The 19,723-nt window shown below is 63.0% G+C and carries 20 protein-coding genes; 16 read left to right on the top strand and 4 right to left on the bottom strand.

What is annotated here, in order from left to right:
- Positions 1-5 precede the first annotated feature (5 nt).
- From RHIZ70P_RS09310 to RHIZ70P_RS09300, 3 genes are read right to left on the bottom strand one after another with little or no spacing between them, the layout of a single operon-like run.
- Positions 6-1,205, bottom strand: a complete 1,200-nt coding sequence (locus tag RHIZ70P_RS09310; RefSeq protein ID WP_115670127.1) for a GNAT family N-acetyltransferase — start codon at positions 1,203-1,205, stop codon at positions 6-8.
- A gap of 10 nt (positions 1,206-1,215) precedes the next feature.
- Positions 1,216-1,950: a glycerophosphodiester phosphodiesterase gene (locus tag RHIZ70P_RS09305; RefSeq protein ID WP_115670126.1), complete on the bottom strand. Its 735-nt coding sequence runs from the start codon at positions 1,948-1,950 to the stop codon at positions 1,216-1,218.
- The gene (locus tag RHIZ70P_RS09300; protein ID WP_115670125.1) at positions 1,947-2,417 is read right to left on the bottom strand and encodes a RidA family protein; all 471 of its coding nucleotides are present in this window, start codon (positions 2,415-2,417) and stop codon (positions 1,947-1,949) included. The genes RHIZ70P_RS09305 and RHIZ70P_RS09300 overlap by 4 nt, the downstream gene beginning before the upstream one ends.
- A gap of 118 nt (positions 2,418-2,535) precedes the next feature.
- Between RHIZ70P_RS09300 and RHIZ70P_RS09295 the strand changes: the two genes are divergently transcribed.
- The 14 genes from RHIZ70P_RS09295 to lpxB all read left to right on the top strand — a co-directional run bounded on the left by RHIZ70P_RS09295 (position 2,536) and on the right by lpxB (position 16,740).
- Positions 2,536-3,360 carry a cell envelope integrity EipB family protein gene (locus RHIZ70P_RS09295; protein WP_115670124.1) on the top strand — a complete coding sequence of 275 codons (825 nt, stop codon included), beginning with the start codon at positions 2,536-2,538 and terminating at the stop codon, positions 3,358-3,360.
- Positions 3,361-3,559: 199 nt separating this feature from the next.
- Entirely contained in the window at positions 3,560-4,327 is a 768-nt protein-coding gene (gene rpsB / locus RHIZ70P_RS09290; protein ID WP_115670123.1) for a 30S ribosomal protein S2, read from the top strand.
- Between the two features lie 262 nt (positions 4,328-4,589).
- Positions 4,590-5,516: a translation elongation factor Ts gene (gene tsf / locus RHIZ70P_RS09285; protein WP_115670122.1), complete on the top strand. Its 927-nt coding sequence runs from the start codon at positions 4,590-4,592 to the stop codon at positions 5,514-5,516.
- A 102-nt stretch (positions 5,517-5,618) separates the two neighbouring features.
- Positions 5,619-6,341 carry a UMP kinase gene (gene pyrH / locus RHIZ70P_RS09280; RefSeq protein WP_115670121.1) on the top strand — a complete coding sequence of 241 codons (723 nt, stop codon included), beginning with the start codon at positions 5,619-5,621 and terminating at the stop codon, positions 6,339-6,341.
- 52 nt (positions 6,342-6,393) lie between these two features.
- The gene (frr, locus tag RHIZ70P_RS09275; RefSeq protein ID WP_115670120.1) at positions 6,394-6,954 is read left to right on the top strand and encodes a ribosome recycling factor; all 561 of its coding nucleotides are present in this window, start codon (positions 6,394-6,396) and stop codon (positions 6,952-6,954) included.
- Positions 6,955-7,002: 48 nt separating this feature from the next.
- Positions 7,003-7,746 (top strand): isoprenyl transferase, encoded by a 744-nt coding sequence (locus RHIZ70P_RS09270; RefSeq protein WP_115670119.1) that lies wholly within the window; start codon positions 7,003-7,005, stop codon positions 7,744-7,746.
- 9 nt (positions 7,747-7,755) lie between these two features.
- Positions 7,756-8,589, top strand: a complete 834-nt coding sequence (locus RHIZ70P_RS09265; protein WP_115670118.1) for a phosphatidate cytidylyltransferase — start codon at positions 7,756-7,758, stop codon at positions 8,587-8,589.
- A 33-nt stretch (positions 8,590-8,622) separates the two neighbouring features.
- Positions 8,623-9,756 carry an RIP metalloprotease RseP gene (gene rseP, locus RHIZ70P_RS09260; RefSeq protein ID WP_115670117.1) on the top strand — a complete coding sequence of 378 codons (1,134 nt, stop codon included), beginning with the start codon at positions 8,623-8,625 and terminating at the stop codon, positions 9,754-9,756.
- A gap of 193 nt (positions 9,757-9,949) precedes the next feature.
- Positions 9,950-12,304 (top strand): outer membrane protein assembly factor BamA, encoded by a 2,355-nt coding sequence (gene bamA / locus RHIZ70P_RS09255; protein ID WP_115670116.1) that lies wholly within the window; start codon positions 9,950-9,952, stop codon positions 12,302-12,304.
- A gap of 49 nt (positions 12,305-12,353) precedes the next feature.
- Complete coding sequence (gene lpxD, locus RHIZ70P_RS09250) at positions 12,354-13,415, top strand: UDP-3-O-(3-hydroxymyristoyl)glucosamine N-acyltransferase (protein WP_115670115.1); 1,062 nt, start codon at positions 12,354-12,356, stop codon at positions 13,413-13,415.
- The gene (fabZ, locus tag RHIZ70P_RS09245) at positions 13,408-13,875 is read left to right on the top strand and encodes a 3-hydroxyacyl-ACP dehydratase FabZ (protein WP_115670114.1); all 468 of its coding nucleotides are present in this window, start codon (positions 13,408-13,410) and stop codon (positions 13,873-13,875) included. Before lpxD ends, fabZ begins: the two co-directional genes overlap by 8 nt.
- A complete protein-coding gene (gene lpxA, locus RHIZ70P_RS09240; RefSeq protein WP_115670113.1) occupies positions 13,872-14,687 on the top strand; it encodes an acyl-ACP--UDP-N-acetylglucosamine O-acyltransferase in 816 nt (271 codons plus the stop codon). The genes fabZ and lpxA overlap by 4 nt, the downstream gene beginning before the upstream one ends.
- Before the next feature lie 5 nt (positions 14,688-14,692).
- A complete protein-coding gene (locus tag RHIZ70P_RS09235; RefSeq protein WP_115670112.1) occupies positions 14,693-15,568 on the top strand; it encodes an LpxI family protein in 876 nt (291 codons plus the stop codon).
- On the top strand, positions 15,565-16,740 hold the full coding sequence (gene lpxB / locus RHIZ70P_RS09230) for a lipid-A-disaccharide synthase (RefSeq protein ID WP_115670111.1): 1,176 nt from the start codon (positions 15,565-15,567) through the stop codon (positions 16,738-16,740). Before RHIZ70P_RS09235 ends, lpxB begins: the two co-directional genes overlap by 4 nt.
- A 99-nt stretch (positions 16,741-16,839) precedes the next feature.
- On the opposite strand, the gene znuA is transcribed toward lpxB, so the two are convergent.
- Positions 16,840-17,823, bottom strand: a complete 984-nt coding sequence (gene znuA, locus RHIZ70P_RS09225) for a zinc ABC transporter substrate-binding protein ZnuA (protein WP_115670110.1) — start codon at positions 17,821-17,823, stop codon at positions 16,840-16,842.
- Between the two features lie 105 nt (positions 17,824-17,928).
- Here znuA and RHIZ70P_RS09220 point away from each other — a divergent pair, with 105 nt between their 5' ends.
- Positions 17,929-18,918: a metal ABC transporter ATP-binding protein gene (locus RHIZ70P_RS09220; RefSeq protein ID WP_115670231.1), complete on the top strand. Its 990-nt coding sequence runs from the start codon at positions 17,929-17,931 to the stop codon at positions 18,916-18,918.
- Positions 18,911-19,720: a zinc ABC transporter permease subunit ZnuB gene (znuB, locus tag RHIZ70P_RS09215; protein ID WP_115670109.1), complete on the top strand. Its 810-nt coding sequence runs from the start codon at positions 18,911-18,913 to the stop codon at positions 19,718-19,720. The genes RHIZ70P_RS09220 and znuB overlap by 8 nt, the downstream gene beginning before the upstream one ends.
- Positions 19,721-19,723 lie beyond the last annotated feature (3 nt).

Below are 19,723 nucleotides of genomic sequence, written 5' to 3'. Positions count from 1 at the left end.
GCGGCCTATTCGTCGCTCTCGCTGTCGCGTTGCTGGCGCTCGCCCCGGCGAAACGGCGTATGCTCTCCGAGGATCTCGCCCATCTGCTCGACCTCGCGCCGCTCATGCTCGAGATAGTCGGCGACGGCACGCCTCAGCCCCGGATGGGCGATGTAATGCGCCGAATGGGTCGTGATCGGCTGGTAACCGCGCGCCAGCTTGTGCTCGCCCTGCGCCCCCGCCTCGACGCGTTTCAAACCCTTCGATAGCGCAAAGTCGATCGCCTGATGATAGCAGACCTCGAAATGCAGATAGGGGTGATCCTCGATGCAGCCCCAGTGCCGGCCGTAAAGCGCATCCGCGCCGATGAAATTGATGGCGCCCGCCACATAGCGCCCGTCGCGTCTGGCCATGACCAGCAGGATGTCGTCGGCCATGCGCTCGCCGATCAGCGAATAGAAGGCCCGCGTCAGATAGGGCTTCCCCCATTTGCGGCTGCCGGTATCCATGTAGAAGGCGAAGAACTGGTCCCAGATATTCTCGGTCAGATCCGACCCGGTCAGCCAGTCGATCTCGATGCCGTTCTCCAGTGCCGCCCGCCGTTCCTTCTTCAGTGTCTTGCGCTTGCGCGAGGCGAGCGTGTCGAGGAAATCGTCGTGGTCGCGGTAACCGGGATTGAGGAAATGGAACTGCTGGTCCGTGCGATGCAGGTAGCCGCCGGCGATGAAGGCCGGCAATTCGCCCTCGGGAATGAAGGTGGCGTGCGCCGAGGAGACGCCGAGCTCGTCGGCCACCTGACGGAGTCCGCCGGCGAGCAGCGGCCGGATTTTCGCCGGATCGCGACCCTCGGCCACCATCAGCCTCGGCCCCGTTGCGGGGGTGAAGGGAAAGGCGCTCTGCAGTTTCGGATAGTAGCGGCCGCCGGCCCGCTCGAAGGCGTCGGCCCAGCCCTGGTCGAAGACATATTCACCGCGGCTGTGGCTTTTCAGATAGCAGGGAATGGCGCCGAGCAGGTCACCGGCTGAGTCTTCCAGGAGCAGGTGATGGCCGAGCCAGCCGGTTTCGGCCGTGGCCGAGCCGGACTCCTCGAGCGCCGACAGGAAGGCGTGCGAGGCGAACGGATTGTAGCCGTCCGCGCCGCGTCTGGCGCCGCCGAGCCTGGCCCAGCGTTCAGGAGAAATTCCGGCAAGGGATCTTTCGACCCGGATCGTCACGTCTCCTGGCATGCGGCTCCCATCATGCGCTGGCGATGGCCATCTCGCGTGGATCAAAACCCTCGAAGGTCATCTGGTCCGCATGAGTATAGGTATGCGCGCGCATGGTTTCATCCCTGACGGTCCAGGTTATCACCGGAATTCCGCGCTCGCGTTGCGCCGTCACGAAGCTGTTGGGCAGGTGAGGGGCACAATAGGAAATGAAATCGAGGCCGAGCTGCATCGCCTCTTCGTGGGCTGCGAGCTGTTCCGGCTTCACGCCTTCCGCGGTCAATCCGACCGGGTAGGGGCAGTCGAGCTTCTTGAGGTCCCGCAACAGCCAATAGTCGAAGCTCATCAGCGCAACCTTGCCCTGATAGCCCTCCAGCACCTCGAGCACGGCTTCCGCCAGGCCGTCGTCCTGCTCCGCATCGATGCCCTTGAGCTCGATCACGAGCGGTACCTGACCCTTGACCAGGGCCAGCATCTTCTTGAGCGACGGGATCTTGTCGGCCGTGCCGCCGATCGACAGCAGTCCAAGCTCGCCACCCGTGCGCTCGCGTACCTCGCCGGTAAGCCCGCACAGCCGCTGCAGGTCATGGTCGTGAAACACCATCGGCACGCTGTCGGACGACAGCTGGATGTCGCACTCGATGGCAAAGCCCGCGTCGATGGCGCGCTGGAAGGCCGAGAGCGTGTTCTCCCATACCGTCTTGTTCTGGTCGTGGAAGCCGCGATGGGCGACCGGAACGTCCTTGATCCAGCTGACGTCGCTCACAGGGCGATCTCCAGGATCGCGTCGATCTCGACGGCGGCATTGAGCGGAAGCGCGGCCATGCCGACGGCGGCGCGCGCATGCTTGCCGGCATCACCGAGTACGCCGGCGATCAGGTTGGATGCGCCGTTGATGACGAGATGCTGTTCAGTGAAGCCCGGAGCCGAAGCGACGAAGCCGTTGAGCTTGATGACGCGCACAATGCGGGAAAGATCGCCGGACAGGGCGGATTTCGCCTGGGCGAGGATGTTGATGGCGCAAAGTTCGGCGGCCCGCTGGCCGTCGGCGAGCGCAACGTCGCTGCCGACCAGGCCGGTGACGGCAATCTTGCCGCCTTCGATCGGCAATTGGCCGGACAGGTAGAGAAGGTTGCCGCTGATGACATAGGGTACATAGTTGGCGGCGGGGGCTGCCGCCTCTGGCAGGGTGATTCCCATGGCGTTGAGGCGGCCGTCGATCGTATCGGACATGTTCGTTTCCCGGTCTGCGTAAAATTGTTGAAAGAATCGCGTTCCCATCAAAAGCTTGTCTCGCTTTTGCCGGATCTGTTCTTATAACATCGCCGCCATGTGCAACAGGAGGATGTCGATGTTTCGTTCGAGCTTAGCCGTGGTCGCGGTTGCGGGCTCCGCCGTTGGCCTTTCGGCAGCCATTGCCAATGCGGCGGGGGCGGGCGGTCTCGTGCCACACCGGGCGGTCTACGACATCCAGCTCAAGCAGGCCTCGGAACGGTCTGGCATCGAGGGTATGCGTGGCCGCATGGTCTATGAGTTCAGCGGTTCCGAATGCCAGGGTTTCACCACCAATTTCCGCTTCGTCACCCGCATCGATACCGGTGAGCAGATCCGCGTCACCGATCAGCAGAGCATGACCTTCGAGGATCTGGCGGCCGGAAAATTCCGCTTCGAGACCAAGTCGTTCACCGACGACCAGTTGGACAAGGATGTGAGCGGCGCTGCGGAAGACGAGGATGGCAAGGTCAGGATCGAAATCGAGGAGCCCGAGCCTCGGGCGCTCGAGCTGGCCGACAGTCGCTTTCCCACCGCGCACATGATGGATGTGATCGCGAACGCCCGCAAGGGCAAGTCCCTGTTCGAGGCCCGCATCTTCGACGGGTCCGAGGACGGCGACAAGAGCTATCTGACCACCACCGTCGTCGGCCGCGCGCACACTCCGACCTCCCTCGAGGCCGCCGACAAGTCGGCCGGAGCGATGGCGGCCGAGGCCTATTGGCCCGTGTCGATCGCCTATTTCGACGAAAAGGCTTCGGGCGACCTGCTGCCGATCTACACCCAGTCATTCAAGCTCTACGAGAACGGCATCTCGCGCGACCTGACGCTCGACTACGGCGATTTCGTTCTCACCGGCAAGCTGACCAAGCTTGAAATGCTCGGCTCGGGCGAGTGCCGGTGAATATCCGCCAAGCCCGGGTCGAAACCAGATTTCTCCCGGAAATGCCTTGATTTCCCGAAAGAGTCGCTATAAGGCCACCAGCATTCCACACGCGAGACTTGGGATCGACCGGGAGACATCCGGAAGGTTCCGCCGGTGGCGTCCTTGAAAAAGGTGCTGTTTGTCTCGCGGGGGTTCAACCGGAAAAGGAGAAAAAGGCATGGCATTGCCTGATTTCAGCATGCGTCAGCTTCTTGAAGCTGGTGTTCACTTCGGCCACCAGACTCATCGCTGGAACCCGAAGATGAAGCCGTACATCTTCGGCGATCGTAACAACATCCACATCATCGACCTGGCCCAGACCGTTCCGATGCTGTCTCGCGCCCTGCAGGTCGTGTCGGACACCGTAGCTCGCGGCGGCCGCGTCCTGTTCGTCGGCACCAAGCGCCAGGCGTCCGAGCTGATCGCCGACTCGGCGAAGCGTTCGGCCCAGTACTACGTCAATTCGCGCTGGCTCGGCGGCATGATGACGAACTGGAAGACGATCTCGAACTCGATCGCTCGCCTGCGCAAGCTCGACGAGATCCTGAATTCGGACGCTTCCGGCTTCACCAAGAAGGAGCGCCTGAACCTCGAGCGCGAACGCGAGAAGCTTGAAAAGGCTCTCGGCGGTATTCGTGACATGGGCGGCACCCCGGACCTGATGTTCATCATCGACACCAACAAGGAAAAGATCGCGATCGACGAAGCCAAGCGCCTCGGCATCCCGGTCGTCGCCATCATCGACTCGAACTGCGATCCGGACCTGATCGACTATCCGATCCCGGGCAACGACGACGCCTCGCGCGCCATCTCGCTCTACTGCGACCTGATCGCTCGCGCCGCCATCGATGGCATTGCTCGCCAGCAGGGCGCCTCGGGCCGTGACATCGGCGCCGCCGCCGAAGCGCCGATCGAGCCGGCACTCGAAGAAGAAGCCGGCGCCTGATCGCGCCGCGCGGCCGGTCCTTGAGGGCCGGCCGGCTTTCCCGATTGGGAACGGCCGCCTGGAAGCCAAGGGCTGACAGGCGGCCTTGTCCCTTTGATGTCCGGCGTCGAGCATCGCCGGACGGACAAGGCGACGACCATGTCCGTGGTGGCTTTGCTTCATCACGCTGTCATATTTCCGGGTACATTTCGTCCCCCAAACAGGGTGCAGTCCAGGAATCTCGCGGATGACTGGCACCGCCTGAACAGACAAGAGGCACACAATGGCTGAAATCACTGCAGCACTGGTTAAGGAACTGCGCGAAAAGTCCGGCGCAGGCATGATGGATTGCAAGAAGGCGCTCACCGAAAACAACGGTGACATCGAAGCCGCGATCGACTGGCTGCGCGCCAAGGGCATCGCCAAGGCCGACAAGAAGTCGGGCCGCACCGCGGCTGAAGGCCTGATCGGCATCGCCGGCGCCGGCACCTCGGCCGTCGTCGTCGAAGTCAATTCCGAAACCGACTTTGTTGCCCGCAACGATGCCTTCCAGGAGCTCGTTCGCGGCGTCGCTTCGGTTGCGCTTTCGACCGACGGTACCGTTGATGCGATCGCTGCGGCCAAATATCCGGCAACCGGCAAGTCCGTCTCCGACACCATCAAGGACGCCATCGCCCATATCGGCGAGAACATGACCCTGCGTCGCGCTTCGCGGCTGTCGGTCGAGGACGGCGTTGTCGCCACCTACGTCCACAATGCCGTTTCCGACGGTCTCGGCAAGCTCGGCGTTCTGGTCGCCCTCAAGTCGACCGGCAACAAGGATGTCCTGACCGCCATCGGCCGCCAGGTCGCCATGCACATCGCCGCCACCAACCCGCTCGCCATCCGCGCGGAAGAAGTCGACGCCGCGGTCGCCGAGCGCGAACGCAACGTCTTCATCGAGCAGTCGCGCGCTTCGGGCAAGCCGGACGCGATCATCGAGAAGATGGTCGACGGCCGCATGCGCAAGTTCTTCGAAGAAGTCGCGCTTTTGAGCCAGGCTTTCGTCGTCAATCCGGACCTGACCGTCGGCGCCGCCATCAAGGAAGCCGAAAAGGAAGCCGGCGCGCCGATCGAAGTGACCGGCATGGCCCGCCTGCTGCTGGGCGAAGGCATCGAGAAGGAAGAGAGCGATTTCGCTGCGGAAGTGGCAGCCGTCGCCAAGGGCTGATCGCCTTTCCATCGATCGACCTTGTTAGGGAAAAGTCGGGGCATCGCGTGACAACGCGGTGCCCTTCGTGTATCCGGCTTCAGAATTATCCGAGGATACAGCATGACTTCCAAGCCACTCTACAAGCGCGTCCTTCTCAAAGCCTCCGGCGAAGCCCTGATGGGCAGCCAGGGCTTCGGTATCGACGTCGCGGTTGCCGACCGCATTGCCAGTGACATCGCCGAGGCCCGCGCCATGGGCGTGGAGGTCGGGGTGGTTGTCGGCGGCGGCAACATCTTCCGCGGCGTGGCCGTCGCATCCAAGGGCGGGGACCGGGTGACCGGCGACCACATGGGCATGCTGGCAACCGTGATCAACGCGCTGGCGCTTGCCACCTCGCTGCGCAAGCTCGACATCGACACCGTCGTTCTCTCGGCGATCGCCATGCCGGAAATCTGCGAGAGCTTCACCCAGTTGCGCACGCTTCATCATCTCGAGCAGGGCCGCGTGGTGATTTTCGCCGGCGGCACCGGCAACCCCTTCTTCACCACGGATTCCGCCGCCGCATTGCGCGCCGCCGAAATCGGCGCCGAGGCGATTTTCAAGGGAACGCAGGTCGACGGCATCTATTCGGCCGATCCGAAGAAGGATCCGACCGCGACGCGCTTCGATCAGCTGACCCACAGCGAGGTGCTGGACAAGGGCCTCGCCGTGATGGACGTCGCGGCCGTTGCCCTGGCGCGGGAAAATTCCATTCCGATCATCGTCTTTTCCATCCATGAGAAGGGTGGGTTCGGCGAGATCCTATCCGGCGGTGGGCGCAAGACCATCGTCAGCGACAATTGAGGGCAGGCGACCGGTCTTGCGGTCCCCAGGCTCAGTGAAAAAGGAGTTCATCATGAGCGAAGGTATTGATCTCAACGACATCAAGCGCCGCATGGATGGCGCGATCAACGCGTTCAAGCACGACATTGCGTCGTTGCGGACCGGTCGCGCCTCGGCCAATATTCTCGACCCGGTGACGGTCGAAGCCTATGGTTCGCGCATGCCGCTGAACCAGGTCGCCAACGTCACCGTGCCGGAGCCGCGCATGCTCGGCATTTCCGTCTGGGACAAGTCGATGGTCAACGCCGTCGACCGCGCCATTCGCGAGGCCAATCTCGGCCTCAACCCGATCGTCGACGGCCAGAACCTGCGTATTCCTCTTCCCGAACTGAACGAGGAGCGCCGCAAGTCGCTGGTCAAGATCGCCCACGAATATGCCGAAAAGGCCAAGGTGGCGATTCGCCATGTGCGCCGCGATGGCATGGACGGCCTTAAAAAGGCCGAGAAGGACGGCGTAATCGGTCAGGACGAAAGCCGCGCCACCTCCGAGAAAGTGCAAAAGATGACCGACGACACGATTTCGGATGTCGACCGCTTGCTCGCCGAGAAGGAAAAGGAAATCATGCAGATCTAGCATGCGCGTTTCGTTTGCCCGCCCAGGATGCCTTGAACCGGACCGAATATGTCGACAGCTGAGAACCGCGCCGCACCCGAGCATGTTGCCATCATCATGGATGGCAATGGTCGATGGGCAAGCGCGCGCGGACTTCCGCGGACCTTCGGTCATCGCAAGGGTGTCGAGGCGGTGCGCGAAACGGTGAAGGCAGCAGCCGAGGCGGGTATCCGCTACCTGACGCTGTTTGCCTTTTCCTCGGAAAACTGGCGCCGTCCGGAATCGGAGATCAACGACCTCTTCGGCCTTCTCAAGACCTTCATTCGGCGGGACCTGGCCGAACTGCATCGCGAGAACGTCCGGATTCGCATCATCGGCGATCGCGCCAATCTGCGCGACGACATCCGCTCGCTGCTGCTCGAGGCCGAGGAGACGACCCGTGGCAATTCGGCCCTGACCGTCGTGATCGCCTTCAACTACGGCGCCCGCGACGAGATCGCCCGCGCCGCCGCGAGCCTGGCCGCGGACGTCGCTGCCGGTCGCCTCAAGGTATCGGACATCGACGCGCGAATGATCGACGAGCGGCTCGACACCAGTGACATTCCCGATCCCGACCTGATCATCCGCACCAGCGGCGAGGAACGGTTGTCGAACTTCCTGCTGTGGCAGGCCGCGTATTCCGAATTGATGTTCGTGCCGGAGCTCTGGCCCGATTTCAGTCGCGAGGTGTTCTTTGCGGCGCTGGAGCGCTTCGGCGCGCGTGACCGGCGGTTTGGCGGCCTGTCGGCCAAAGCCGTGGCGCTCGGGTCCTAAGGCGCGATCATGAGCCGGGAACTCACCCTCCGCATCTATTCCGCCATCGTCATGGTCGCCGTCGTGCTGGCGGCAACCTGGTTCGGCGGTTTTGCTTTCAGGCTTCTTGCCGGCGCGATCGGACTGTTCGTCTATTATGAATGGGCGTCGATGACCAAGCTTGGCGAGCGCAGCATGCGTGGCCACGCCTTCGGCTGGTTCTCCATGGCTGCGATCGTCGCCAACATGTTGTTCGGCGAGCCGGATCTGACGGTTCCGCTTTTCGCCGGTCTGGTGCTCACCGCGACCCTGCCGGCGCTCGTCGGCAATTGGAGCTGGTGGCAGGCCGGCGGCATCTTCTATTCGGGCCTAAGTGCGGTCTCGCTTGCGGCGATCCGCGGCGACGATCAGCTCGGCTTTGCCGCGATGATCTTCGTCTTTGCCGTCGTCTGGTCGACCGACATCCTGGCCTATTTCGTCGGCCGCGCCATTGGCGGTCCGAAGCTTGCGCCGCGCATCTCACCCGGCAAGACCTGGTCCGGTGCGATCGGCGGGACGATCGCCGGCGTCCTGGGCGGTGTGGCCGTGGCGCTGTCCTTCTTCCAGTGGAGCGGCCTGTGGGTGCCCCTTGTGGCCTTGTTCCTGTCGGTTGCCGGCCAGATCGGCGACCTGTTCGAATCCTTCATCAAGCGGCGTTTCGGCGTGAAGGATTCCAGTCATCTCATTCCCGGACATGGCGGCGTCATGGACCGGGTTGACGCACTTGTCTTTGCCTGTTTCGCTGTATTCTTTCTTGCGATAGGCTTTTCCGCGGTCGGCATGGGGGCTGTCGACTCGCTCGGTGCTTTTCTCTTCGGTCTCTGAACGACCGAATGGCACCATGAACAGGATCGAATGATGGATCAATTGACCGCCTTCTTCGGCTTTCTTGCCGGTTACATTCTTCCCTATGTGGTCGTTCTGTCGCTGCTCGTCTTCGTGCACGAGATGGGACACTATCTGGCCGGGCGCTGGTCCGGGATCCGGGTTCTGGCGTTCTCAATCGGCTTCGGGCCGGAGATCGTCGGCTACACGGACACCCACGGGACGCGGTGGAAGCTCTCCGCTATCCCGCTCGGCGGTTATGTGCGCTTCTATGGCGATGCCGACGCGGCAAGCCTTGCCGATGGCGATGAACTGGCCGCGATGTCGCTGGCCGAGCGCGCCCAGACGCTGGCCGCCGCCAAGCTTTGGAAGCGCGCCGTCACGGTCGCGGCCGGCCCGATCGCCAATTTCCTCGCAGCAATTGCCATCTTCGCCGTCCTGTTCGCCACCCAGGGCAAGCCTGTCGCCGATCCGGTGGTCGCCGAGGTCAAGGCCGACAGTGCGGCCTTCGAGGCTGGCGTGCAGCCCGGCGATGTGCTGGTCGCGCTTGACGGGGACCGGATCGAGACCTTCGATGAAGTGGTGCGCTATATCAGCATGCGTCCGGAAATGCCGGTCGTGGTGACCGTCCGCCGCAACGGAAGCGAGGTCGATCTCAACATGGTGCCGCGACGCACCGTGACCACCGACCGCTTCGGAAACGAGATGGAAGTGGGGCAGATCGGCATCGTCACCAACCAGCAGAGCGGCAATTTTCGCATCGTCGAGTTGACGCCGCTGCAGGCGGTGGGCGAGGGGGTTTTGCAGACCTGGCATATCGTTACCGGGACGTTCGACTACCTGTCCAATCTTTTTGCCGGACGAATGAACGCCGATCAGCTGGGCGGACCGGTTCGGGTGGTCCAGGCTTCGGGCCAGATGGCGACCCTCGGCATCGTCGCTCTGTTCAATCTGGCGGCCGTTCTCTCGGTTTCGCTGGGGCTTCTCAATTTGATGCCAGTTCCGGTCCTTGACGGCGGCCATCTGGTCCTCTACGCGCTGGAGGCAATTCGCGGGAAGCCCGTCGGGCAGAACGCGCAGGAGATTGCCTTTCGGGTCGGTCTGGCCATGATCCTGTCGCTGATGGTGTTCGCAACATGGAATGATATCAGCCGGTTAATCGGCTAGCGTTCCGGCTTGCTCCGGCGAAAAGGATTTGTTTACGATGTTTCAAACTCATAGTGGCGATTGGGCCACGGCTGCAAATGAAGTAAATAGAATTTAACGTCCGTACTTGCTTGTAGGGTAAAAGCCGGTAAAACCACACACGGGCCGGAGTCGGGAACGACTGCGGGACAATGGAAGAAGGTTGAGAATACACATGAAGGCTGGTTCAAGATTTTTGAACGCGGTATCGGCGATCGCGCTGTCTGCTGGTGTTGTTTCTTCGGGCGCAGGCATGGCTGTTCTCGCGTCTGCGGCTGTTGCCGAGGCTGCGGTGATCCAGCGCATCGAGGTCCGCGGTGCCCAGCGCGTCGGTGTGGATGCGGTTCGCTCCAATATCACCATCCGTCCCGGCCAGAGTTTCTCCAATGTCGACATCGATGAATCGGTCAAGCGGCTCTACGCGACCGGCTTCTTCTCGGATGTGCGCATTTCCGTGTCCGGCGGCACGCTGGTGGTCAACGTCAGCGAGAACCAGCTCGTCAACCAGGTCGTGTTTAACGGCAACCGCAAGCTCAAGGACGACAAGCTGCGCGGCGTTGTTCAGACGCAGCCGATGGGTCCCTATAGCGAAAGCCTGATCTCGGCCGACATCGAGCGGATCAAGGAAGCCTATGCCGGCATCGGGCGAAGCGACGTCGAGGTGACGACCCAGGTCGTTCCGGTCGCTGAAGGCCGCGTCAATCTCGCCTTCGTCATCAACGAGGGCGATCGCACCAAGATCAACAAGATCAACTTCGTCGGCAACAATGCGTATGGCGATGGCCGCCTGTCCGCGCTGATCCAGACCAAGCGTTCCAACATGCTGTCCTTCCTGACCCGCAAGGACGTCTACAATGAGGACAAGCTGCGCGCCGACGAAGAAGCGCTGCGCCAGTTCTATTACAATCACGGCTATGCCGACTTCCGTGTGATTTCATCGGACGTGACGCTCGACGAGACGGGCAATGAATATGCAATCACGATCACCGTCGACGAGGGCGAGCGCTACAAGTTCGGCAATATCGCCGTCGAATCGACCGTCGAGGGTATTGATGGTGCGGAGCTCGAGCGCCTGGTGGAAACCCGTGCGGGCAATACCTACAGCGCCCGTGACGTGCAGAAGTCGATGGAAGCGATCTCGCAGCGGGTCTCGGCTGCTGGTTATCCGTTTGCGCGCGTCGTGCCGCGTGGTGACCGCAATTTTGAGAACAACACGATCGGTGTGACTTATCTGGTCGACCAGGGCGAGCGCGCCTATGTCGAGCGGATCGAGATCCGCGGCAACACCCGCACGCGTGACTATGTCATTCGCCGCGAGTTCGACATTTCCGAAGGCGATGCTTTCAACCAGGAAACGATCAGCCGCGCGAAGCGCCGCCTTGAGGCTCTGGGCTACTTCACCTCGGTCAACATTTCGACGGCCCCCGGCAGCGCGTCCGACCGCGTCGTGGTCGTGGTCGACGTCGTCGATCAGCCGACCGGGTCGTTCAGCATTGGTGCCGGTTACTCGGTCGGTGGCGATGGCTTCGTGCTCGAAGCCTCGGTCGAGGAAAAGAACTTCCTCGGTCGCGGTCAGTTCATCCGCGTCGCCGTTGGCGGCGGTCTGGATGACGCGCGCACTTATAACTTCTCGTTCACCGAGCCCTATTTCCTCGGCTATCGTCTGGCCGCGGGCTTCGACGTGTTCCGCAGCGAGACCAGCAGCAATTCCGATTACAACTACGAGGAAACCGGCGCAACGCTTCGTGTGACGGCGCCGATCACCGAAGAGTTGGCGACGACGGTTCGCTATACCTACAAGGAACTGAAGTATACCGAAGACGGTGCCTATGGCGCGGACGACACGCCTTACACGGCGGACGACAACGTCTCGGCCCCGTATATGGACCTGATCGAGAACAGCCCTTGGAAGCAGTCGATCGTCGGTCATTCGATCGTCTATAACAGCCTCGACGACCGGATGATGGCGCGTGAGGGCATTTACGCCAGCTTCACGCACGAATATGCGGGTCTCGGCGGCGATTCCGAATATTACAAGGCCTATGCGAAATTCCGCTATTACCACACCTTGTCCGACGAGTTCGATCTGATCGGTTCGCTGAGTGCCAGTGCCGGCCATGTCGTTTCCACCGGCGGCGACCTGAACGTGTTCGATCAGTTCCAGATCGGCGGCAAGGAGTTGCGCGGCTTTGAAAGCAGCGGTATCGGCCCGCGGCTCGAGGGCGATGCGCTTGGCGGCACGACCTATTTCACCGCCTCGGCCGAAGCGAATTTCCCGCTCCCGCTCTTCCCGCAGGATCTCAACATCCGCGGTACGGTGTTTGCCGATGCCGGCACGCTCTATGGCAACGATGTCGGCAACAGCGCCGGTGTGGTGGGGACCGACATGTCTCTGCGCGCCTCCGTTGGTGCCGGTATTCTGTGGCTGTCGCCGTTCGGCCCGCTGCGCTTCGACTATGCGGTTCCGGTCGCCAAGGAAGATTTCGACAAGGTTCAGAACTTCCGCTTCAGCATGGCGAATGCGTTCTAAGTTCGCGGTCCAGAGCTGCTGGTAGTTTGACGTTCTGGGGCTTTGGCTAATGGAGCATAAACATTTCTTTCCGCCCCAGGACGGGGTCTCCCTTGCGTCGCTCGCGGCGCAGATCGGGGCGGAAGTGACGGATGCGGGCGCGGGCGAGCGGGTTATCCGCTCGGTCGCTCCGGTCTATAGGGCCAGGCAGGGTGACATTTGTTACATCCTGTCGCGCCGCAGCAAGGAGGAGCTGAAGACCTGCGAGGCTTCGGCGATCCTGTGCGACAAGGCGCTCAAGTCGCTTATCCCGGAGCATATTCCCGTTCTTCTGTCTTCTTCGCCGGCTACAGCGTTTGCGCGGGCCGGAGCGCTGCTGTTTCCGACAGCACTTCGTCCGGTCCCAGTCACCCCTACAGTGTCCGGTGTTTCGTCGGCCGCTTTCGTGGATAAATCGGCGCGGCTTGAGGCGGACGTGCTGGTCGAGCCCATGGCCGTGATCGGTGCGGATGTCGAAATCGGTGCCGGTAGCCGGATCGGCGCAGGCGCTGTGATCGGTGCCGGTGTTCGCATCGGGCGCGGTTGCACGATAGCGGGCGGTGCGACGATTCAGTCGGCGCTGATCGGCAACAATGTGATCATTCACAACGGCGCCCGCATCGGCCAGGATGGCTTCGGCTATGCACCCGGCCCGGCGGGCATGTTGAAGATCGTGCAGATCGGCCGCGTCATCATCCAGGACAATGTCGAGATCGGCGCCAACACGACGGTCGACCGCGGCACGATGGACGATACGGTCATCGGCGAGGGCACCAAGATCGACAATCTGGTGCAGATCGGTCACAATGTTCGCATCGGTCGTCACTGCGGCATCGTCGCCCAGGTCGGCATTGCCGGCAGCACCACGGTCGGCGACGGCGTCATGATCGGCGGCGCCTGTGGCGTGAACGGCCATATTACCATCGGTGACGGCGCGCAGATCGCCGCGATGAGCGGCGTCCTGTCCGACGTACCGGCCGGCGAGCGCTATGGCGGCGTTCCGGCCCGACCGATGAAGGATTTTCTAAAAGACGTGGCGGCTGCCTTGAGCCAGTCGGAGAGCCGCAAGCAGAAGAGTGGAAAGAATGACTGATCAGGCAAAGACCGAACTTGGTTCCGTTGATATCATCGAAATCATGAAGTTGTTGCCGCATCGCTATCCGTTCCTCCTGGTGGACCGGATCATCGAGATCGACGGCGACAATTCGGCGATCGGGATCAAGAACGTCACCGCCAACGAGCCGCACTTTACCGGGCATTTTCCCGAATCGCCGATCATGCCTGGCGTCCTGCTCGTCGAGGGCATGGCCCAGACCGCGGGTGCGATCTGTACGCGCAAACAGGGCGGCGGCGGAAACCTCGTCTATTTCATGACCATCGACAATGCGCGATTCCGCAGGCCGGTAGTGCCGGGCGATCGCGTCGAATTCCATGTCGTCAAGCAGAAGCAGCGCGGCAATATCTGGAAATTCCATTGCGAAGCCAAGGTCGATGGCGCTCTGGCGGCTGAGGCCGATATTGGCGCCATGATCATGCGCAAGGACGAGAAATGAGCAAGATCGGGCAAGGCGCCGTCATTCACCCCATGGCCGTTGTCGAGGACGGGGCCGTGATCGGGGCGAATGTGAAGATCGGTCCCTTTTGCCATGTCGGGCCGAAGGTAACACTTGGCGACGGTTGCGAACTTCTCTCCAACGTCGTCGTCACCGGTCGCACGACGATCGGGCGCAATGCCAGGATTCATGCCTGCGCCGTCATTGGCGGCGATCCGCAGAGCATTCATCATGCGGGTGAGGAAACCACGCTTTCCATCGGCGACAACTGCACGATGCGCGAAGGCGTGACGATGAACACCGGAACCGCCGAGGGCGGTGGCAAGACGGTGGTCGGCAGCAACAACCTTTTCCTCGCCAATTCGCATGTCGCCCATGATTGCCAGCTCGGCGACAACATCATCCTGTCGAACAATGTGATGCTCGCCGGCCATGTGAAGGTCGAGGACAGGGTCATTCTCGGTGGCGGTTCGGCCGTGCACCAGTTTACCCGCATCGGTCGCCAGGCCTTTGTCGGAGGGCTGTCCGCGGTGAGCTACGACGTCATCCCTTACGGCATGCTGAACGGCAATCCGGGCGTGCTTGGAGGTCTCAACGTCGTTGGCATGACGCGCGCCGGTATCGAGCGTTCGGTCATCCATCAGGTGCGCCGCGCCTTCAAACAGATCTTCGAGGGCGAAGCTTCGGCCCGCGTCAATGCCGCCGCGATCCGCGACGAGTATCTCGATTGCCCGCCGGTCATTGAAATCCTCGATTTTATCGCGGCCGACAGCGACCGCGCCCTGTCATCGCCGTTCCGCGGCAAGAGCTGATCGCCGTGGCGCCGACCGGGGCTCGCAAAGGCCGCCTGGCGATCGTCGCCGGTGGCGGATTCCTGCCGCTCTACGTCGCAGAAGCCGCGCGGGCAACTGGCGAGAATCCCCTCATCCTCCGCCTCAAGAATGAAGCCGACCAGCAATGGCAGGGTTTTGATTCCGCCATCATCGGCGTCGGCGACATGGCGGGCCTGTCGGCGCTGCTGAAGGCCAACGCGATTGATCGCGTCGTGTTGTCCGGTGGTGTCAAGCGACGGCCGGCCTTCGGCGAGATAAGGGCCAATCTGAAGTCGCTGCTGAAGCTGCCCATGGCGGTAAAGACCCTGCTTGCCGGCGGCGACGATGTTGTACTGAAGATGGTGATCGGCCTCATCGAAGCGCAAGGCTGCCACGTGATCGGCGCGCATGAGATTGCCCCCGACCTGCTGGCCGAGACGGGGCCGATCGGTGCGGTTTCACCCTCCGCCGATGACTGGCGCGACATCGCGCGCGGAGCGGAAGCCGCCGAGGCGCTTGGCCGGCTCGATGTCGGGCAGGGAGCGGTGTCCGTCGGCGGCCGAATCGTCGCGCTCGAGGGCGTCGAGGGGACTGACGCCATGCTGGAGCGCGTCGCCCATCTGAGAGCGGAGAAGCGCATCTCGCAGCACCGCAAGGGCGTTTTGGTCAAGCTCTGCAAGCCGCAGCAGGATGTGCGCGCCGACCTGCCGTCGATCGGCCGCTCGACCATCGAGAATGCCAAGCGCGCCGGGCTGGCCGGCATCGCCGTCGAGGCGGGCAGGGCGCTGGTGATCGAGCGCGAGGCACTGATCCGTGCTGCCAACGAGGCAGGCTTGTTCGTCATCGGCATCGATCGCGGGCTTGCGCGGGGAACGCCATGAGTGCGAAGCCCCTCAAGATTGCCGTCATTGCCGGCGAGGTGTCGGGAGACCTGCTCGGCGCGGACCTGATCGCTGCGCTGAAGGAACGCCATGGCGGCCCGATCGAACTCGTCGGGGTTGGCGGCGATGCGCTCGAACGACAGGGCCTCAACTCGCTCTTCGATTTTTCCGAATTGTCGGTGATGGGCCTCACCCAGGTGCTGTCGCGCCTGCCGCGCTTCATCCGGCTGATCGGCCTGACGGCCAAGGCGATCATCGCGGAAAGGCCGGATCTCCTGCTGATCGTCGACAGCCCCGATTTTACCCACCGTGTGGCCAAGAAGGTGCGCCAGGCGCTGCCCGATCTGCCCGTGGTCGATTACGTCTGCCCGAGCGTCTGGGCGTGGAAGGAATACCGCGCCAAGGCGATGCTCGCCTTTGTCGACGAGGTTCTGGCCGTGCTGCCGTTCGAACCGCAGGTGATGCGTGATCTCGGCGGCCCGCCCACCCATTTCGTCGGCCATCGGCTGGCAACTAACGAGAAACTGCTGCAGACGCGCGCGGCGCGGGCCGGCAAGCCGGCCAAGCGTCTCGACGAGGCAAAAACGATCCTGCTGCTGCCGGGGTCGCGCGGCGCGGAGATCGCGACACTGCTGCCGATCTTCGGCCGGGCCATGGTCGAATTCGTCGAACGCAACGGACCGACCCGCTTCCTGCTTCCGACCGTTACGCGCCAGGAGGCGCGTGTGCGGCAGATGATCGCCGATTGGCCTCTCAAGCCCGAAGTGCTCATGGGCGAGGAGGAAAAATGGCGGGCATTTGCCGAGGCCGATGCGGCGATTGCCGCATCGGGCACCGTCATCCTCGAACTGGCGCTGGCAACCGTGCCCGTCGTCTCGACCTACAAGACCGACTGGCTGATGACGATGCTGAGCCACCGCATCAAGACCTGGACCGGGGCGCTCCCCAACCTCATTGCCGACTATCCGTTCGTACCGGAATTTCTCAACGACTATGTTCGCCCCGGCAATCTCCTGCGCATGGCCGAGCGGCTGGCCGCCGACACCTTACAGCGACGCGCCATGCTCGAAGGGTTCGAACTCGTCTGGCAAAGGCTCCAGACCGAGAAGCCCGCCGGCGTCGAGGGGAGCCGCATCGTGCTGGATCTGCTGCGAAGACGCGGCCGGATCTAGGAGCGGTGGCCGGAGCCGCCATTCCGATCTCAACGCTCGCCATACCGCCGCAAACCGCCGCGCCTGTGCGGGCCCGCCCCCTAGGCGTGGCGCCGCGTGCTATCGCGACAGGCACTCCGTCAGTGAGGTGGCGAGATTGCGCATCAGTGCGGGATAGAGGGCAGGGCCTGCCTCAAGGGCGCCGCCTTCGGGGTCGAGCGTGCCGGCCTTGGCGTCGGTTCCCTCGGTCACGACCGAGATCAGCTTGGGCTCGAACTGCGGCTCTGCGAAGACGCAGACTGCCTGAAGTTCTTTCACCTTGGCATGGATCTCGGCGACCCGCTCGGCGCCCGGCATCGTTTCCGGGCTCACCGTGATCGAACCGGCGATGCGCACCTTGTAGCGGTTCTCGAAGTATTGGTAGGCGTCATGGAAGACGACGGAGGGCTTGTCCTTCACGGGCGCCAGGGCGCTGAAGATTTCCTTGTCGAGCGTGTCAATCTCCTGCGCAAGGGCCAGGCCGTTGGCCTTGTAGCGGTCGGCATTGGTCGGATCGGCGGTAACCAGGGCGCTCTCGATATAGGCGGCCATGGCCTTGGCATTCATCGGATCGAGCCAGAAGTGCATGTCGAAGCCTTCGTGCTCATGCGCATGATCGTGCTCATCGGCGGTATGTTCTTCGGTCGCGTGATCCTCGCCGCCGGCATGGGCATCTTCATCTTCGTCCTCGTGTGTCTCGAAGGCGCCGCCTTCGCGGAAGGGCAGGCGCACCAGCCCCGGCGCGTCCTCGAGCTCGACCACCGTCGCCTTGCCCGCCAACGCGTCAAGCGGCTTCTCGAGGAAGGCCTCGAGGCCAGGCCCGACCCAGAAGACCAGGTCGGCGTTCTCCAGCGCACGGGCATGCGACGGCTTCAGGCTGTAGGTATGGGCGGAGGCCGTGCCTTCGACGATCAGCGACGGCTCGCCGACACCCTGCATCAGCGCCGCCACCAGCGAATGCACCGGCTTGATCGAGACAACGACCTGAGGGGCGGCGAACGCCAGGGTGGGGGTCAGAAAAAGGGCTGCGGCAGAGGCGAAAAGGTGAGACCGGGAAATCGACATGGGAGCAACTCCGTCTTGCGTTTGCTATGTAATAACATTACATGAATTGCGTAATGCTATAACGTGTGGCATAGGATCATGCAACAGCAAATTTTCGGGTCGGACATGACCGCATCGACATTGAAGACTGAGCCCCCCCTTGTGACGCTTCTGGGTGCCGGCGTCCGGCGCAACGGCCGCTGGCTGGTGCGCGGCGTCGACTTTTCCGTCCGGCGCGGAGAAATCGTCACCCTCATCGGTCCCAATGGCTCGGGCAAGTCGACCAGCGCCAAGATGGCGATCGGCGTGCTGTCGCCGGACGAGGGCAGGGTGGAGCGCCAGCCAGGATTTCGCGTCGGCTACGTGCCGCAGAAGCTGGCGGTCGACTGGACCATGCCGCTCACCGTCAAGCGCTTGATGACGCTCACCATGCGGCTGAGCGACAAGGAAATCGCAGCCGTGCTCGATTCGGTCGGCATCGGCCATCTCGCCGGTGCCGAAGTCCAGCATCTCTCCGGCGGCGAGTTCCAGCGCGCGCTCCTGGCACGCGCGATCGCCCGCAAGCCGGATCTGCTGGTTCTCGACGAACCGGTGCAGGGCGTCGATTTTGCCGGCGAGATTGCGCTCTATGATCTGATCACCTCGATCCGCAATTCTGCCGGCTGCGGCATCCTGCTGATCTCGCACGACCTGCATGTCGTGATGGCCGAGACGGATACCGTCATCTGCCTGAACGGCCATGTGTGCTGCCGGGGAACGCCGGCCGCCGTCAGCCGCAGCCCGGAATATATGCGCCTCTTCGGCGCTGCCGCCGGTCGCACGCTCGCCGTCTACAGCCATCACCACGATCACACCCATCTGCCCGACGGGCGGGTTCGCCATGAGGATGGCACGATCACCGACCATTGCCACGCCGGCGACGGTCATCACCATGACCATGTCCACGGTCCGGAAGGGCACGGTCACGAAGGGCACGGTCATGAAGGCCATGTTCACGCGCACGGCCACGCGGCCGGTGGGAACCACGGACACCATCATGCGGACAATGGCGCTCCTGTAGCCCATGCACCGGCTGCGCCGGTTTCCGGACGTATCGGGGAGAAGGGCGATGTTTGACGATTTCTTCCTGCGCGCCATCCTTGCCGGCATCGGTTTGGCGATCACCACGGGACCGCTCGGCTGCTTCGTCATCTGGCGCCGCATGGCCTATTTCGGCGACACCATGGCCCATTCGGCCCTGCTCGGGGTTGCGCTGTCGCTGCTCCTCTCGCTGAACCTCATGGTCAGCGTCTTCGTCGTGGCAGCGATGGTGTCGCTGCTGCTGCTGGTTCTGCAGAAGCGGCAGGCGCTGTCGGCCGACGCGCTGCTCGGCATACTCAGCCATTCGACGCTGGCGATCGGCCTCGTCCTCGTCGCCTTCATGTCCTGGGTGCGGATCGACCTCATCGCCTTCCTGTTCGGCGACATCCTGGCGGTGACCACCGCCGACATTGCGGTGGTCTGGGGCGGCGGCGCGCTGGTGCTGGCCCTGATCGCCTGGCTGTGGCGGCCGCTTCTGGCCGCGACCGTCAATGCCGAACTGGCGGAAGCCGAGGGCCTTCATCCCGAGCGCGCCCGCCTTGCCTTCATGCTGCTGATGGCGCTCGTGATCGCCATCGCCATGAAGATCGTCGGTATCATGCTGATCACCTCGCTGCTGATTATCCCGGCCGCTGCCGCACGGCGCTTTTCCGCGACGCCGGAGGTGATGGCGATCCTCGCCTCGCTGATCGGCGCTGTCGCCGTCGTGCTCGGCCTGTTCGGCTCCTTGACCTATGACACGCCGTCCGGCCCATCCATCGTGGTCGCGGCGCTCATTCTGTTCCTGTTCAGCCTCCTGCCGTCGCCCTACCGGCAGCGCGGCGATGCCGCCTCGTGAGGA

Source organism: Paenirhizobium selenitireducens ATCC BAA-1503, from assembly GCF_900492185.1.
Classification (GTDB): Bacteria; Pseudomonadota; Alphaproteobacteria; order Rhizobiales; family Rhizobiaceae; genus Allorhizobium; species Allorhizobium selenitireducens_A.
This window is presented reverse-complemented; position numbering and strand designations above follow the sequence as displayed.

Bases quoted from the DNA above. Each gene is read 5' to 3' on its own strand.
- bamA (WP_115670116.1), top strand. From the start codon at position 9,950: ATGAAGGCTGGTTCAAGATTTTTGAACGCGGTATCGGCGATCGCGCTG.
- lpxA (WP_115670113.1), top strand. From the start codon at position 13,872: ATGAGCAAGATCGGGCAAGGCGCCGTCATTCACCCCATGGCCGTTGTC.
- znuA (WP_115670110.1), bottom strand. From the start codon at position 17,823: ATGTCGATTTCCCGGTCTCACCTTTTCGCCTCTGCCGCAGCCCTTTTT.
- RHIZ70P_RS09295 (WP_115670124.1), top strand. From the start codon at position 2,536: ATGTTTCGTTCGAGCTTAGCCGTGGTCGCGGTTGCGGGCTCCGCCGTT.
- RHIZ70P_RS09270 (WP_115670119.1), top strand. From the start codon at position 7,003: ATGTCGACAGCTGAGAACCGCGCCGCACCCGAGCATGTTGCCATCATC.
- RHIZ70P_RS09265 (WP_115670118.1), top strand. From the start codon at position 7,756: ATGAGCCGGGAACTCACCCTCCGCATCTATTCCGCCATCGTCATGGTC.
- frr (WP_115670120.1), top strand. From the start codon at position 6,394: ATGAGCGAAGGTATTGATCTCAACGACATCAAGCGCCGCATGGATGGC.
- lpxD (WP_115670115.1), top strand. From the start codon at position 12,354: ATGGAGCATAAACATTTCTTTCCGCCCCAGGACGGGGTCTCCCTTGCG.
- fabZ (WP_115670114.1), top strand. From the start codon at position 13,408: ATGACTGATCAGGCAAAGACCGAACTTGGTTCCGTTGATATCATCGAA.
- RHIZ70P_RS09310 (WP_115670127.1), bottom strand. From the start codon at position 1,205: ATGCCAGGAGACGTGACGATCCGGGTCGAAAGATCCCTTGCCGGAATT.
- pyrH (WP_115670121.1), top strand. From the start codon at position 5,619: ATGACTTCCAAGCCACTCTACAAGCGCGTCCTTCTCAAAGCCTCCGGC.
- rpsB (WP_115670123.1), top strand. From the start codon at position 3,560: ATGGCATTGCCTGATTTCAGCATGCGTCAGCTTCTTGAAGCTGGTGTT.
- lpxB (WP_115670111.1), top strand. From the start codon at position 15,565: ATGAGTGCGAAGCCCCTCAAGATTGCCGTCATTGCCGGCGAGGTGTCG.
- RHIZ70P_RS09220 (WP_115670231.1), top strand. From the start codon at position 17,929: ATGACCGCATCGACATTGAAGACTGAGCCCCCCCTTGTGACGCTTCTG.
- RHIZ70P_RS09300 (WP_115670125.1), bottom strand. From the start codon at position 2,417: ATGTCCGATACGATCGACGGCCGCCTCAACGCCATGGGAATCACCCTG.
- znuB (WP_115670109.1), top strand. From the start codon at position 18,911: ATGTTTGACGATTTCTTCCTGCGCGCCATCCTTGCCGGCATCGGTTTG.
- tsf (WP_115670122.1), top strand. From the start codon at position 4,590: ATGGCTGAAATCACTGCAGCACTGGTTAAGGAACTGCGCGAAAAGTCC.
- rseP (WP_115670117.1), top strand. From the start codon at position 8,623: ATGGATCAATTGACCGCCTTCTTCGGCTTTCTTGCCGGTTACATTCTT.